Annotated in this window: 16 protein-coding genes; 8 read left to right on the top strand and 8 right to left on the bottom strand. The window is 51.5% G+C overall.

All coding sequences use genetic code 11. The features are described 5' to 3' along the window. Nucleotides 1-3 precede the first annotated feature (3 nt). Together groL and ACH0VJ_RS07710 are read left to right on the top strand one after the other, a co-directional pair. Entirely contained in the window at nt 4-1,650 is a 1,647-nt protein-coding gene (groL, locus tag ACH0VJ_RS07715) for a chaperonin GroEL (RefSeq protein WP_000729126.1), read from the top strand. A gap of 243 nt (nt 1,651-1,893) precedes the next feature. After that, nucleotides 1,894-2,247 carry a DUF4156 domain-containing protein gene (locus ACH0VJ_RS07710; protein ID WP_000558210.1) on the top strand — a complete coding sequence of 118 codons (354 nt, stop codon included), beginning with the start codon at nt 1,894-1,896 and terminating at the stop codon, nt 2,245-2,247. Between the two features lie 47 nt (nt 2,248-2,294). Here ACH0VJ_RS07710 and ACH0VJ_RS07705 read toward each other — a convergent pair whose 3' ends face one another. Both ACH0VJ_RS07705 and epmB read right to left on the bottom strand, forming a co-directional pair. After that, nucleotides 2,295-3,152 (bottom strand): YjeJ family protein, encoded by an 858-nt coding sequence (locus ACH0VJ_RS07705; RefSeq protein ID WP_001229226.1) that lies wholly within the window; start codon nt 3,150-3,152, stop codon nt 2,295-2,297. Nucleotides 3,153-3,433: 281 nt separating this feature from the next. Then, the gene (epmB, locus tag ACH0VJ_RS07700) at nt 3,434-4,462 is read right to left on the bottom strand and encodes an EF-P beta-lysylation protein EpmB (protein WP_000940482.1); all 1,029 of its coding nucleotides are present in this window, start codon (nt 4,460-4,462) and stop codon (nt 3,434-3,436) included. A gap of 40 nt (nt 4,463-4,502) precedes the next feature. Here epmB and efp point away from each other — a divergent pair, with 40 nt between their 5' ends. From efp to ecnB, 3 genes are all read left to right on the top strand, one after another. Continuing rightward, the gene (gene efp / locus ACH0VJ_RS07695) at nt 4,503-5,069 is read left to right on the top strand and encodes an elongation factor P (protein ID WP_000257282.1); all 567 of its coding nucleotides are present in this window, start codon (nt 4,503-4,505) and stop codon (nt 5,067-5,069) included. Nucleotides 5,070-5,129: 60 nt separating this feature from the next. Beyond that, nucleotides 5,130-5,264, top strand: coding sequence for an entericidin A/B family lipoprotein (locus ACH0VJ_RS07690; RefSeq protein WP_001595192.1), 135 nt, complete (start codon nt 5,130-5,132; stop codon nt 5,262-5,264). A gap of 107 nt (nt 5,265-5,371) precedes the next feature. Next, nucleotides 5,372-5,518, top strand: a complete 147-nt coding sequence (gene ecnB, locus ACH0VJ_RS07685; RefSeq protein WP_000239598.1) for a lipoprotein toxin entericidin B — start codon at nt 5,372-5,374, stop codon at nt 5,516-5,518. 30 nt (nt 5,519-5,548) lie between these two features. On the opposite strand, the gene ACH0VJ_RS07680 is transcribed toward ecnB, so the two are convergent. After that, nucleotides 5,549-6,136 carry a helix-turn-helix transcriptional regulator gene (locus ACH0VJ_RS07680; protein WP_023196597.1) on the bottom strand — a complete coding sequence of 196 codons (588 nt, stop codon included), beginning with the start codon at nt 6,134-6,136 and terminating at the stop codon, nt 5,549-5,551. A gap of 255 nt (nt 6,137-6,391) precedes the next feature. Between ACH0VJ_RS07680 and sugE the strand changes: the two genes are divergently transcribed. After that, on the top strand, nt 6,392-6,709 hold the full coding sequence (sugE, locus tag ACH0VJ_RS07675) for a quaternary ammonium compound efflux SMR transporter SugE (protein ID WP_000118469.1): 318 nt from the start codon (nt 6,392-6,394) through the stop codon (nt 6,707-6,709). A 16-nt stretch (nt 6,710-6,725) separates the two neighbouring features. Here the strand turns inward: sugE and ACH0VJ_RS07670 are convergent, their stop codons facing one another. The 5 genes from ACH0VJ_RS07670 to frdA form a co-directional block, all read right to left on the bottom strand. Next, nucleotides 6,726-7,259 (bottom strand): lipocalin family protein, encoded by a 534-nt coding sequence (locus tag ACH0VJ_RS07670; protein ID WP_001221669.1) that lies wholly within the window; start codon nt 7,257-7,259, stop codon nt 6,726-6,728. A gap of 111 nt (nt 7,260-7,370) precedes the next feature. Continuing rightward, nucleotides 7,371-7,730: a fumarate reductase subunit FrdD gene (gene frdD / locus ACH0VJ_RS07665; RefSeq protein ID WP_000609650.1), complete on the bottom strand. Its 360-nt coding sequence runs from the start codon at nt 7,728-7,730 to the stop codon at nt 7,371-7,373. Between the two features lie 10 nt (nt 7,731-7,740). After that, nucleotides 7,741-8,136, bottom strand: a complete 396-nt coding sequence (gene frdC / locus ACH0VJ_RS07660; RefSeq protein ID WP_000208749.1) for a fumarate reductase subunit FrdC — start codon at nt 8,134-8,136, stop codon at nt 7,741-7,743. Nucleotides 8,137-8,146: 10 nt separating this feature from the next. Next, nucleotides 8,147-8,881 (bottom strand): fumarate reductase iron-sulfur protein, encoded by a 735-nt coding sequence (gene frdB, locus ACH0VJ_RS07655; RefSeq protein ID WP_000829509.1) that lies wholly within the window; start codon nt 8,879-8,881, stop codon nt 8,147-8,149. Then, nucleotides 8,874-10,664 (bottom strand): fumarate reductase (quinol) flavoprotein subunit, encoded by a 1,791-nt coding sequence (gene frdA / locus ACH0VJ_RS07650; RefSeq protein WP_001192954.1) that lies wholly within the window; start codon nt 10,662-10,664, stop codon nt 8,874-8,876. The genes frdB and frdA overlap by 8 nt, the downstream gene beginning before the upstream one ends. Before the next feature lie 322 nt (nt 10,665-10,986). Between frdA and epmA the strand changes: the two genes are divergently transcribed. Both epmA and yjeM read left to right on the top strand, forming a co-directional pair. After that, nucleotides 10,987-11,964, top strand: a complete 978-nt coding sequence (epmA, locus tag ACH0VJ_RS07645; protein WP_000004794.1) for an elongation factor P--(R)-beta-lysine ligase — start codon at nt 10,987-10,989, stop codon at nt 11,962-11,964. A 225-nt stretch (nt 11,965-12,189) separates the two neighbouring features. Continuing rightward, entirely contained in the window at nt 12,190-13,692 is a 1,503-nt protein-coding gene (yjeM, locus tag ACH0VJ_RS07640; protein WP_086048309.1) for a glutamate/gamma-aminobutyrate family transporter YjeM, read from the top strand. Nucleotides 13,693-13,703 lie beyond the last annotated feature (11 nt).

The following is a 13,703-nucleotide window of genomic DNA, read 5'->3' as shown; positions in this document are numbered from 1 at the left end:
AAAATGGCAGCTAAAGACGTAAAATTCGGTAACGACGCTCGTGTGAAAATGCTGCGCGGCGTAAACGTACTGGCAGATGCAGTGAAAGTAACCCTCGGTCCGAAAGGCCGTAACGTGGTTCTGGATAAATCTTTCGGTGCGCCGACTATCACTAAAGATGGTGTTTCCGTAGCGCGTGAAATCGAACTGGAAGACAAGTTTGAAAACATGGGCGCGCAGATGGTGAAAGAAGTTGCCTCTAAAGCGAACGATGCTGCAGGCGACGGCACCACCACCGCGACCGTACTGGCGCAGTCCATCATTACCGAAGGCTTGAAAGCCGTTGCTGCGGGCATGAACCCGATGGACCTGAAACGTGGTATCGACAAAGCGGTTGCTGCGGCGGTTGAAGAGCTGAAAGCCCTGTCCGTACCGTGCTCCGACTCTAAAGCGATTGCTCAGGTAGGTACTATCTCCGCTAACTCCGACGAAACCGTAGGTAAACTGATTGCGGAAGCGATGGATAAAGTCGGTAAAGAAGGCGTCATCACCGTTGAAGACGGTACCGGTCTGCAGGACGAACTGGACGTGGTTGAAGGTATGCAGTTTGACCGCGGCTACCTGTCTCCTTACTTCATCAACAAGCCGGAAACTGGCGCAGTAGAGCTGGAAAGCCCGTTCATCCTGCTGGCTGATAAGAAAATCTCCAACATCCGCGAAATGCTGCCGGTTCTGGAAGCCGTTGCAAAAGCAGGCAAACCGCTGCTGATCATCGCTGAAGATGTTGAAGGCGAAGCGCTGGCTACCCTGGTAGTGAACACCATGCGTGGCATCGTGAAAGTGGCTGCTGTTAAGGCACCGGGCTTCGGCGATCGTCGTAAGGCGATGCTGCAGGATATCGCTACCCTGACCGGCGGTACCGTAATCTCTGAAGAGATCGGTATGGAGCTGGAAAAAGCAACCCTGGAAGACCTGGGTCAGGCGAAACGTGTTGTGATCAACAAAGACACCACCACCATCATCGATGGCGTGGGTGAAGAAGCTGCCATCCAGGGCCGTGTTGCTCAGATCCGTCAGCAGATTGAAGAAGCGACCTCCGACTACGATCGTGAAAAACTGCAGGAGCGCGTAGCGAAACTGGCAGGCGGCGTTGCGGTAATCAAAGTTGGCGCTGCGACCGAAGTTGAAATGAAAGAGAAGAAAGCCCGCGTTGAAGATGCCCTGCACGCGACCCGTGCTGCGGTAGAAGAAGGTGTGGTTGCTGGTGGTGGCGTTGCGCTGATCCGCGTTGCTTCTAAAATTGCTGACCTGAAAGGCCAGAACGAAGACCAGAACGTGGGTATCAAAGTTGCGCTGCGCGCAATGGAAGCTCCGCTGCGTCAGATCGTGCTGAACTGCGGCGAAGAGCCGTCTGTTGTCGCTAACACCGTTAAAGGCGGCGACGGTAACTACGGTTACAACGCAGCAACTGAAGAATACGGCAACATGATCGATATGGGTATCCTGGACCCAACCAAAGTTACCCGTTCTGCGCTGCAGTACGCGGCTTCTGTGGCTGGTCTGATGATCACTACCGAGTGCATGGTGACCGACCTGCCGAAAAGCGATGCTCCTGATTTAGGCGCTGCTGGCGGCATGGGTGGTATGGGTGGTATGGGCGGCATGATGTAATTGCCCACCCCCTGCATCCTTCAGGCTGCAGATGCGTTGGCTAACCCCTGTCACTTACTTGAGTAAGTGACTGGGGATTAACAAACTGGCCGCCTTCCTGCAACCAGAATGATTTGGGTGCTTATCTCCCAGAATTGAGAAACCCCCGGGCAGAAATGACCGGGGGTTTTTCTTTTAGTCATCTTTTTAGTATAAGATTCAGATACGGACAAAACGTCCAGCTCATTGATTATGGGGAATAACATGCACGTGAAATATTTAGCAGGGATCGTTGGCGCCGCGCTGCTGATGGCGGGTTGTAGCTCCAGCAACGAACTCACCGCTGCCGGCCAAAATGTACGCTTTGTCGAAGATAAGCCGGGCGCGGAATGCCAGCTTATTGGTACGGCAACTGGTAAACAGAGTAACTGGTTTTCAGGCCAGCACGGCGAAGAGGGTGGCTCAATGCGTGGCGCAGCGAACGATCTGCGTAATCAGGCAGCCGCGATGGGTGGAAACGTGCTGTATGGCGTAAGTAGTCCGTCACAGGGCATGTTGTCCAGTTTTGTCCCGACGGCCAGCGAGATGAACGGCCAGGTTTATAAATGTCCGAACTGATATGTCTGAATCGTAACGCCCTCTGAAAGATTCAGAGGGCGATATGGTTAGCGTTTTTCCTGCGATGATGCCATGCGTAGATTATGCAACGCGCGCATGCATTGATCTTGCGTCAGACGCGCTGCTTTACCGGTTTCAAGCGTTCTGACAAAAACCTTACACGGTTTTCCTTCCAGCTTTTTAAGACGCGGGCTGAAATTCAGCAAGCGGCGTGATATTGCTTCAGCTTCTTTAGAGCCTGACTGACTACGGGTCTTAATGATGGTGCCGCAATCATGCGATTGTCCTGCCTCATCCGTATAACGATAAACGAGCGCTAAATAATGGTTATACAGATTATGTTTCCAGTCAGGCTGGTTATAGGTATCGAATTCGATATTACCGTTTTCCAGGCAGTCAGCATCGTATAATGGTAAAAAGTCCAGCATTGAAGAAATACGCAATGCGAGCTCACGCATTTCGGCATTATTAATGGCGTGAATAATAGCCATCACCAGAACTTCAACCTGCCACTCACCGACCTGTAAATCAAGATGGCTACCATTGTGCAGCTTTAACGTAAAGGTTAATACTTTTTCTGTATTATCGCTCAACGCTAAAGATTCAACACGCTGATTAACATCGGCGTTTTCCAGCTCTTCACGGAGTATTGCCGGAATATTCTCATGCATTTTAAGCACATGACTGCTTTTGGCTTTCTGGCGTTTTTCCTGCTCTTGTTCCGGAAGCGAGTGTTGTAAATAAAGCCGGTGTTCAAGGCCGATCAACAAGTCTCGCAGCGCGAGCACAGGAAAGAAAAGCAGTGTTTCTTTATTTCTCAGTGACTTCACCTTAAGCGCCAGCGCGATAAACTTATCATTGTGACGAATAACGCCGGTATTTAGTCCCTTAATCGTTAAGGCCATGTCAATTCTCCACAAATATAAAATAATTAAATGTTTTACTGCAATGTATTTGATATATAAATTGTTTATGCCGTCCTATAAAAAGGAGAACCAGTATAATTCGAAAATGCAGTACACGCTAAGCGAGTCCTAAAACGGACTTTATTGAAAAGAGAGGACCGGAAAGGTGTATTTAACGAAGGTTAGTTTATCCTCGCCAAAGGGTGAGGAGAATCGCGGGGGAGTCTCCTCGTAATATTGCGCGGTAATATTTTTCGTCGTCCCTGACGCGCCCGCGAGGATTAGCACTGCCGAAGCTGTAAATCCAGCGGTGTTTTGCTCGGTTCGCCGCCGATTTCACGCGCCAGTCTTGGCACCATATAGCCGGATACCAGCGTGAGCAGTTCGCGCATGATTTGCCGGGCTTCGTCATCGGTGACCATAAAATGCGCGGCGCCCTGCACTTTATCCAGCACATGCAGGTAATAGGGCATCACGCCGGCGTCAAATAGCGCGTTGCTCAGATTCGCCAGCGTTCGCGCGTTATCATTCACGCCACGCAGCAGGACGCTCTGGTTGAGAAGCGTGACGCCCACGTGGCGCAGTTTCTTCATCGCTAGGCAGAATGCCTCGTCCACTTCATTAGCGTGGTTGATATGGTTCACCAACAAAATTTGCAGACGTGACTGGTCAAAGCGGGCGACCAGTTCGTCAGTAATGCGTGCCGGGATGACGATAGGCAACCGACTGTGGATGCGTAGCCGCTTGACGTGCTTAATGGCTTCCAGTTGCGTGAGCAGCCAGTCCAGCTCATGATCTTTCGCCATCAGCGGATCGCCGCCGGAAAAGATGATCTCATCCAGTTCCGGGTGTGCGGCGATATACTCCAGCGCGACTGTCCAGTTGCGCTTATTGCCTTGATTCTCCGCATACGGGAAGTGACGACGGAAACAGTAGCGGCAATTTACCGCACATCCGCCTTTTACCAGCAATAGCGCCCGGTTTTGGTATTTATGCAATAATCCTGGCACCACGCTGTGTTGCTCTTCCAGCGGGTCGGTGGAGAAACCGGGGGCGACAATAAATTCATCCCGGGACGTCAGTACTTGACGTAAAAGAGGATCGTCAGGGTTGCCCTTCTCCATGCGCGCAATAAAAGCGCGCGGCACGCGGAGGGCAAACAAGCGCCTGGCGTCCTGTCCTGCCCGGAGGTTTTCATCAGCTTCAATCTGTAAAAGATGCAGCAGTTCGTCGGGATTGGTCACAACATCGGCAAGTTGCGCTAACCAATCTTCTCGCAATGGGGTATTTAGGGTTACAATATGCGCCATTTTGTGGCTTAGCTACCAGTTAACAATTTCAGAGGGCCTTATGGCGACTTACTATAGCAACGATTTTCGTTCCGGTCTTAAAATCATGTTGGATGGCGAACCTTATGCGGTTGAATCCAGTGAATTCGTGAAACCGGGTAAAGGCCAGGCGTTTGCCCGCGTTAAGCTGCGCCGTCTGCTGACCGGCACGCGCGTTGAGAAAACCTTCAAATCGACCGATTCCGCTGAAGGCGCGGATGTAGTCGATATGAACCTGACTTACCTGTACAACGACGGTGAGTTCTGGCATTTCATGAACAACGAAACCTTCGAGCAGCTGTCTGCAGATGCCAAGGCTATCGGCGACAACGCAAAATGGCTGTTGGATCAGGCGGAATGCATCGTAACCCTGTGGAACGGTCAGCCTATCTCTGTCACTCCGCCGAACTTTGTTGAACTGGAAATTGTTGATACCGACCCAGGTCTGAAGGGCGATACCGCAGGTACTGGCGGCAAACCAGCCACGCTGTCTACTGGCGCAGTGGTTAAAGTTCCGCTGTTCGTGCAGATTGGCGAAGTGATCAAAGTCGATACCCGTTCCGGCGAATACGTATCCCGCGTAAAATAATTTACGTTATCGGGAAAAATGGTGCAGCGTATGCTGCGCCATCCTTTTTTTCGCGCCTCAATGATGAAACGCTTTATCAGCCTTGTCGCGCTGGTTCTTCTTACCAGCACATTATTAACGGCATGTAATACCGCCCGCGGCTTCGGCGAAGATATTCAGCATCTTGGCCACGCCATCTCCCGCGCAGCCAGCTAATCGCTTCTCGTCTTCCTAAAATTAGTCGATCGCCCGTCATTTTCTGGGATGTTGTCTATTATTAAGTTGCTATACACAAACAACATTGGCTAGAAAAGGAAGACATTATGGTTAAAAAGACAATTGCAGCGATCTTTTCTGTTTTGGTACTTTCCACTGTATTAACTGCTTGTAATACCACGCGCGGCGTGGGCGAGGACATCTCGGACGGTGGTAGTGCGATCTCTGGCGCTGCAACCAGAGCTCAGCAGTAATCATCAACGGTACGGCATGGCGTCGTACCGTTAATCGATTTTCTCCGGAAGCATAAGAAAGGGAGAATACCGATTATCCATATGAAGTTTCATACGGATATTACGCTTATAGGTGTAAACCGTTTTCCCGTGAATGCCAAGCGCATACGCAATCTCTTTATTGCTGGTGCCTTCCGTCCACATCGCGAGCACTTTTTCCTCCTGCGGAGAGAGCAATGGCGTGGCGCTTTCCGGCGCTTCCTGCAGTGGATGAGTATGTAGCGCTCCTTTAATTCGTTGTGCAAGCTCATTTAAAGGCGTGTGTTTAGATAACACCGCATGACTGGCATATTGCGGTCTGTACGGCATATTCCCTGACTGTAATAATACCAACGGCGTCATCCTGCAGGCGGCAAAAAATGCATTGATAGGCTGTTCGGGTAAGGCATCGTTGAGAAAACCATATAAATCAGCGATAACCAGGTGGGGCTTCCATTGCAGAATATGTTCTTTCGCCAGTATAAGGTTATTCATCCCGGATACCAGCAGTGAAGAACTGAGCACATCAGTGTGATTAAGCCAGGCCTCCATGCCCGTACGGGTAAAGTGGCATCGGTCTATCACTAAAATTTTCAACATAGTTTTTTGCACCCGGAAGTAGTAAAGCACTTTCTTTCCCAGAAGGCGTTCCATCATAGAGAACTCCTGTGGGCGCTAAATGCGAAAACTACGCGGCTTAAAAGGGCCAATTCCCGCCTTTAGACGGAAAAAAATAAAAAGGTTGAAATTCATTTTCTCTCAGGCAAGAATGGCTTTTCATCCGTATACGTTACAGGACGACCTGTAAACGCTATTCTCACCGGGGACGGCCCCATTAATTATCTGGAGCCTGCTATGTCCTGGATCATTCTATTAATCGCTGGTTTACTTGAAGTGGTATGGGCTGTCGGCCTGAAGTATACCCACGGTTTTTCTCGTCTGACCCCCAGTATCATCACCATTACGGCCATGGTTATCAGTATGGCGTTACTTTCCTGGGCAATGAAAACGCTGCCCGTTGGAACGGCGTACGCCATCTGGACCGGCATCGGCGCCGTCGGGGCGGCAATCACCGGTATCCTTCTGTTGGGCGAGTCTGCCTCACCGGCGCGTTTGCTCAGTCTTGGCTTGATCGTCGCGGGTATCATTGGGCTAAAACTCAGTGCGCATTAATTCGTCGCTGATATTGCTACGAACCTGATTGTTTTACCCAAATTAATTTATTGACGTCAAACCCCTCCCGGGTCGCGACGGCCAGCATTTGCTGTTTTATTTCCTCAGAAAGCGTTGGCGTGCGAGAGAGTATCCACAGATAGTCGCGATCCGGGCCGCACACCAGCGCATGACGGTATTCCCGGTCAAGCGCAATCACGTTATAGCCGCCGTAGAACGGGCCGAAAAAAGAGACCTTGAGCGCGGCGCGGTTTGGACTACCGGTAAAATACGCTTTGCCTTCTGTTTTTTGCCACATTTCCCGATCCGGGTTATAGCCTTTATTGATGACATTAATCCCGCCATCGTCACGCAGACTATAGGTGGCCGTGACTTGTTCCAGTCCACGTTCAAATCGATGATCGAGGCGTGCGATCTCATACCAGGTGCCGAGGTAACGTTTGGCATCAAAGTTATTTACCACGGTAACGCCTTTAGGCGGAGTAGGCGAACTACAGGCGACAACCAGAAATGCAGCCGTAACTGCAGCAACGACGGGCAGAATGCGCATAGCGTTTTTCCTTCCAGTGTTTTTTCTAAGTGTAGAACCTGGCGGGAAAATGAGAGGCAGGAAAAGAAAAAACGCCCTCTTATCGGGTAGATAAGAGGGCGTCGTGGCAACTTAGAGAGTGATAACGCCAATTGCCGTCACAACGGTCAGGATTGCCGCCAGACCGTAAAAGACCCATTTGCCCGCGGGCACGTGGATTTTCAGGTCATGCATCGCGTGGTGCATACGGTGTAGGCCACACCATAGCGGCAGCACGATCATCAGGAACAGAAAAACGCGACCAATAAAGCTTTGGGCGAACGTCAGTACGCGCTCAAAACTCAGGGCATCGCCCGGAAATAGCCCCAGCGGCAGCATGATGCCAACCAGTAGCACGATCACCGGCGCGATGATCGCGCCCCACATACCGCCTGCGCCAAACAGTCCCCAGAATACGGGTTCATCAGAACGTTTTGGGTTTGGATTAATCATCCGGGACTCCTTACCAGAACAGGGCAACATACAGAATGACTACGGTGACTACCGCAGTGACCACCCAAAGCCCTTTGATGATTGGCTCTGGCCCCATTTTTTCGTCTTTTACAATGATATTGGCCGCCTTCGGCGCCAGTTCAAACCAGGTTTTGGTGTGCAGCAGCGCGGCCGCCAGGGTGATCAGGTTTAAGATCACTACCACCGGGTTTTGTAAAAAGCCGACGAATCCCATCCAGGATTCCGCGCCGTGTTTGAGCGCAAACAGACCGAAAATCAGTTCAATACTGAACCAGACTGCCGGCACCGCTGTGCCTTCGCGCAGCATATAAAAGCGATAAAACGGCAGTTTTTTCCACCAGGTGGACGTCATCGGCCGCACATAGGGTTTGCGTTTAGTCGTCATGTTGCACTCCTTAGCGTGGTTTCAGGGTGGCGATAAGAAAGTCTTTCGAGCTTTCCACTTTACCCTGCTGAATGGCCGCAGCCGGATCGACATGTTTTGGACAGACTTCGGAGCAGTAGCCCACGAAAGTACAGGTCCATACGCCGTTCGGACTGTTCAACTGCGCCATACGCTCCTTCTTACCGTGATCGCGGCTATCTTCGTTATAGCGATGCGCCAGCGTAATCGCAGCCGGTCCGATAAACTCAGGATTCAGACCGAACTGCGGGCACGCGGCGTAGCACAGACCACAGTTGATGCAACCGGAGAACTGATGATACTTCGCCATTTGCGCCGGGGTCTGGACATTCGGCCCCTGATCTGGCGTGCGAGAGTTGCCAATAATGTACGGTTTAATCGCTTCCAGGCTTTCGATAAAGTGCGTCATATCGACAACCAGATCGCGCTCAATCGGGAAGTTCGCCAGCGCTTCCACCTTCATACCGTTGGTGTAATCGCGCAGGAAGGTTTTACACGCCAGTTTAGGGACGTTGTTGACCATCATGCCGCAGGAGCCGCAGATCGCCATACGGCAGGACCAGCGGTAGCTCAGGTCTGGCGACAGGTTATCTTTGATGTAGCCCAACGCGTCCAGTAGCGATGTTGTTTCATCATAAGGAACTTCATAGAAAGCACTGTGCGGCGCGGTATCGGTTTCCGGGTTATAGCGCACCACCTCAACTTTCAGGTTTTTCATCTCAGCCATTCGCCTTCTCCTTCTTATCGGCTGCTTCCGCTTCACCGCCGTAAACACGTTTGGCTGGCGGCAGGGTGGTGATTTTCACGTCGCTGTATTCCAGACGGGTCGTGCCATCAGCATCGCGGAAGGCGAGGGTGTGCTTGAGGAAGTTCACATCGTCGCGCTCGGTACAGCCTTCATCCAGACGCTGATGCGCGCCGCGGGACTCTTTACGCGCCAGCGCAGAGTGCGCCATACATTCCGCCACGTTCAGACCATGACCCAGTTCGATGGTATACAGCAGGTCAGTGTTGAACACGCTGGAAGTATCGGAGATACGTACGCGCTTGAAACGTTCCTGAAGCTCGGCCAGTTTATCAACGGTTTTCTGCATCAGTTCCGGGGTACGGTAAATACCGCAACCTTCTTCCATAGACAGACCCATCTCATCGCGGATCTTCGACCAGTTTTCGTTGCCTTCCTGGTTCACCAGATTTTTCAGACGTTGTTCAATATCGGCAACCTGGGCGTCGAGCGCGGCGCTATTTGCGGCGCCTGCCGTAGCAGCGCGTTCCATTGCTTGTTCGCCAGCCAGACGACCAAACACCACCAGTTCCGCCAGTGAGTTGGAACCGAGGCGGTTCGCGCCATGCAGGCCAACAGAGGAGCATTCGCCAACGGCAAACAGCCCTTTGACACGGCTTTCACAGTTCTGGTCGGTTTCAATGCCGCCCATGGTGTAGTGCGCGGTCGGACGTACTGGAATCGGTTCTTTAACCGGATCGACGCCGACATAGGCTTTCGCCAGTTCGCAAATGAACGGCAGACGTTCATGCAGTTTCTTCTCGCCGAGATGACGCAGGTCGAGGTGAACCACATCGCCGCGCGGCGTGGAGATGGTGTTGCCTTTACGCCATTCGTGCCAGAAAGCCTGGGATACTTTGTCGCGCGGCCCCAGTTCCATATATTTGTTTTTCGGCTCGCCCAACGGCGTTTCGGGGCCCATGCCGTAGTCTTGCAGATAACGGTAGCCATTTTTATTGACCAGAATACCGCCTTCGCCGCGGCAACCTTCAGTCATCAGGATACCGGAACCTGGCAGGCCGGTCGGGTGATACTGAACGAATTCCATATCACGCAGCGGAACGCCGTGGCTCAGCGCCATGCCCATCCCGTCGCCGGTGACGATGCCGCCGTTGGTGTTATAGCGGTATACGCGGCCTGCGCCGCCTGTCGCCATGACCACGGCGTTGGCGCGGATTTGCACCAGCGTGCCTTCCATCATGTTCATTGCCACCAGGCCGCGCGCATGGTTGTCATCAACCAGAATATCCAGCACAAAATGTTCGTCAAAGCGCTGGATTTGTGGGAACTGCAGGGAAGTCTGGAACAGAGTATGCAGCATATGGAAGCCGGTTTTATCCGCGGCGAACCAGGTACGCTCGATTTTCATACCACCGAAGCGACGCACGTTAACGCTACCGTCCGGACGGCGGCTCCACGGGCAGCCCCATTGCTCCAGCTGCGTCATCTCAGTGGGACAATGGTGGACAAAGTAATCCACGACATCCTGCTCACACAGCCAGTCTCCGCCTGCTACCGTATCGTGAAAATGGTAGTCAAAGCTGTCATGATCCTGGGCGACAGCGGCTGAACCCCCTTCGGCAGCGACGGTGTGGCTGCGCATCGGGTACACTTTTGAGATCAGTGCGATTTTAGCATTGGGATTCGCCTGTGCGGCAGCAATTGCAGCACGTAATCCCGCGCCACCGGCGCCTATAATGGCAAGATCGGCTTGAAAGGTTTGCACGACATTCCTCCAGATTATTGTAATTTCACCCTCGCGCAGCCAGATAAAGCCTCTGGGTTCTGCGAAGTATGAATGCGTTTCCACTGCTCCTTTATGGGTACAACAGTATAGTCTCAGGGATGTGAGGGAAATTTGACGTGTTCGATTTTTTTAGCGTATCAGAGGGATGAATTATCATTGATTTTGATTAATTTAATTACTAAACCATCTGAAATCACTTTTTTTACCCTCCAGAAGGCGCCCGATACGCCTGCGCAAAATTTGTTTCGCCCGCGCGTTGCGAGTAGACTTCGTGACCTTGTCTTAAACTGGAGAAAGAATCATGAGCGAAACGGCAACCTGGCAGCCGAGCGCGTCCATCCCCAATTTATTAAAACGTGCGGCGATTATGGCGGAAATCCGTCGTTTCTTTGCCGATCGTGGAGTGCTTGAGGTTGAGACGCCCTGCATGAGTCAGGCGACGGTCACAGACATTCATCTGTTCCCGTTCGAAACGCGTTTCGTCGGACCTGGCCATTCCCAGGGGATCAACCTCTATTTAATGACCAGTCCGGAATACCATATGAAACGCCTGCTGGCGGCAGGGTGCGGTCCGGTTTTCCAGCTATGCCGCAGTTTCCGTAATGAAGAGATGGGACGACATCATAATCCGGAATTCACCATGCTGGAGTGGTATCGCCCGCATTACGATATGTATCGCCTGATGAATGAAGTGGATGATTTGCTTCAGCAAGTGCTGGATTGTCAACCTGCGGAAAGTCTCTCCTATCAACAGGCGTTTCAGCGCCATCTGGAGATTGACCCGTTATCAGCAGATAAAACGCAACTGCGTGAGGCGGCGGCAAAGCTTGATTTAAGCAATATCGCCGATACGGAAGAAGACCGTGATACGTTGCTTCAACTGTTGTTCACGATGGGGGTTGAGCCGCATATAGGTAAAGAAAAGCCGACCTTTATTTATCACTTTCCGGCAAGTCAGGCATCGCTGGCACAAATCAGTACCGAGGATCATCGCGTCGCCGAGCGCTTTGAGGTGTACTACAAAGGTATTGAGCTGGCGAATGGTTTCCACGAACTGACGGACGCACGTGAGCAACAACAGCGCTTTGAACAGGACAATCGTAAGCGCGCCGCGCGCGGTCTGCCGCAGCAGCCGATTGACCAAAATCTACTGGATGCGCTGGCCGCCGGTCTACCGGATTGTTCCGGCGTGGCGCTGGGTGTTGATCGTCTGGTGATGCTGGCGCTGGGAGCAGAAAGCCTGGCGGACGTGATTGCTTTTACGGTCGATCGGGCGTAAATCTGAAATTCACTCTTTCGCGAGATAAAATGGCGCAATAAGCGCCATTTTGTAGCATATTTTTTCAATTATCCTCTATTTGCCACAACATAAGGCTGGAACTTTGATGCCATTTAGGTATCAATCCTGTGTTGATTTTTTTATCGCTGACCTTTGTAAAAAAGAAGGCGGCGTCAATCGGTGAGCGGCGTCTGGCAAACGCGCTCGAGAGTAAGGGATGGTTGAATGACCCACACGATAAAAAAGATGAGCCTTATTGGGCTTATCCTGATGATTTTTACTTCTGTTTTTGGTTTTGCGAATAGCCCGTCGGCGTTTTATTTAATGGGGTATAGCACAATCCCGTGGTATATATTTTCTGCCTTGCTGTTTTTTATTCCATTCGCCTTAATGATGGCTGAAATGGGTTCCGCTTATCGCAAAGAAGAGGGCGGGATCTATTCGTGGATGAATAATAGCGTGGGGCCACGTTACGCGTTTATTGGCACGTTTATGTGGTTTTCATCGTATGTCATATGGATGGTAAGTACGGCGGCAAAAATTTGGGTACCGTTTTCTACTTTTGTTTTTGGTGCCGATATGACGCAGCACTGGCGTATTGCGGGGCTTGAGCCTACGCAGGTTGTCGGGCTGCTCGCCGTTGGCTGGATGATTCTGGTGACGTGTGTCGCCGCCAGAGGGATCAATAAAATTGCGCGAATTACGGCGGTCGGAGGTATTGCCGTAATGTGTCTTAATTTAGTTTTATTGTTAGTGAGTGTCGCTATTTTGTTATTAAATGGTGGGCATTTTGCACAAGAAATTAATTTTACCTCGTCACCGAATCCGGGTTATCACTCCGGCCTGGCAATGTTGTCATTTGTGGTATTTGCTATTTTTGCTTACGGCGGTATTGAGGCTGTCGGCGGACTGGTGGATAAAACCGAAAAACCGGAAAAGAATTTTGCGAAAGGCATTGTCTTCGCGGCCATTGTGATTTCAATTGGTTATTCTTTGGCGATCTTTTTATGGGGCGTCAGCACTAACTGGCAACAGATATTAAGTAATAGCGCCGTTAACTTAGGGAATATTACCTACATTTTGATGTCGAGTTTAGGCACGACATTAGGTAACGCGTTAAACCTTTCTCCGGACGCAGCGATGACGGTGGGCGTCTGGTTTGCGCGTATCACCGGCCTTTCTATGTTTCTGGCTTATACCGGCGCGTTTTTTACGTTGAGCTATTCACCGCTGAAAGCCATTATTCAGGGGACGCCAAAAGCGTTGTGGCCCGCGCCGATGACAACACTGAACGCTAATGGTATGCCGGCGACCGCTATGTGGCTACAGTGCGTGCTGGTGAGTCTGTTTATTTTGCTGGTCTCTTTTGGCGGTGACACCGCATCGGCGTTTTATAACAAACTCACGCTGATGGCGAACGTCTCAATGACCTTGCCATACCTGTTCCTTGCGCTGGCATTTCCCTTCTTTAAAGCGCGTCAGGATCTGGAGCGGCCATTTGTTCTCTTTAAAACCAAAGCCTCTACCCTGGTCGCGACGGGTGTTGTGGTGCTGGTGGTGACGTTTGCCAACGTCTTTACCATCATCCAGCCGGTGATTGAAGCTGGGGACTGGGACAGCGCCTTGTGGATGATCGGCGGCCCGATCTTCTTCTCGCTGCTGGCGATGGCGATTTATCAGAATTACAGCAGCCGCATGAGCGCCGATCCGGAGTGGGCGGCGGAGTAAAGGCCGTATGC

Origin of the sequence: Salmonella sp. 2020_1459 (assembly GCF_043847915.1) — a bacterium.
Taxonomy (GTDB): Bacteria; Pseudomonadota; Gammaproteobacteria; order Enterobacterales; family Enterobacteriaceae; genus Salmonella; species Salmonella enterica.
This window is presented reverse-complemented; position numbering and strand designations above follow the sequence as displayed.

Coding starts and splice junctions, on each gene's coding strand:
- frdD (WP_000609650.1), bottom strand. CDS start 7,730: ATGATTAATCCAAACCCAAAACGTTCTGATGAACCCGTATTCTGGGGA.
- groL (WP_000729126.1), top strand. CDS start 4: ATGGCAGCTAAAGACGTAAAATTCGGTAACGACGCTCGTGTGAAAATG.
- ACH0VJ_RS07670 (WP_001221669.1), bottom strand. CDS start 7,259: ATGCGCATTCTGCCCGTCGTTGCTGCAGTTACGGCTGCATTTCTGGTT.
- epmA (WP_000004794.1), top strand. CDS start 10,987: ATGAGCGAAACGGCAACCTGGCAGCCGAGCGCGTCCATCCCCAATTTA.
- frdB (WP_000829509.1), bottom strand. CDS start 8,881: ATGGCTGAGATGAAAAACCTGAAAGTTGAGGTGGTGCGCTATAACCCG.
- efp (WP_000257282.1), top strand. CDS start 4,503: ATGGCGACTTACTATAGCAACGATTTTCGTTCCGGTCTTAAAATCATG.
- ACH0VJ_RS07680 (WP_023196597.1), bottom strand. CDS start 6,136: ATGTTGAAAATTTTAGTGATAGACCGATGCCACTTTACCCGTACGGGC.
- ecnB (WP_000239598.1), top strand. CDS start 5,372: ATGGTTAAAAAGACAATTGCAGCGATCTTTTCTGTTTTGGTACTTTCC.
- ACH0VJ_RS07705 (WP_001229226.1), bottom strand. CDS start 3,152: ATGGCCTTAACGATTAAGGGACTAAATACCGGCGTTATTCGTCACAAT.
- sugE (WP_000118469.1), top strand. CDS start 6,392: ATGTCCTGGATCATTCTATTAATCGCTGGTTTACTTGAAGTGGTATGG.
- ACH0VJ_RS07690 (WP_001595192.1), top strand. CDS start 5,130: ATGATGAAACGCTTTATCAGCCTTGTCGCGCTGGTTCTTCTTACCAGC.
- epmB (WP_000940482.1), bottom strand. CDS start 4,462: ATGGCGCATATTGTAACCCTAAATACCCCATTGCGAGAAGATTGGTTA.
- frdC (WP_000208749.1), bottom strand. CDS start 8,136: ATGACGACTAAACGCAAACCCTATGTGCGGCCGATGACGTCCACCTGG.
- ACH0VJ_RS07710 (WP_000558210.1), top strand. CDS start 1,894: ATGCACGTGAAATATTTAGCAGGGATCGTTGGCGCCGCGCTGCTGATG.
- yjeM (WP_086048309.1), top strand. CDS start 12,190: ATGACCCACACGATAAAAAAGATGAGCCTTATTGGGCTTATCCTGATG.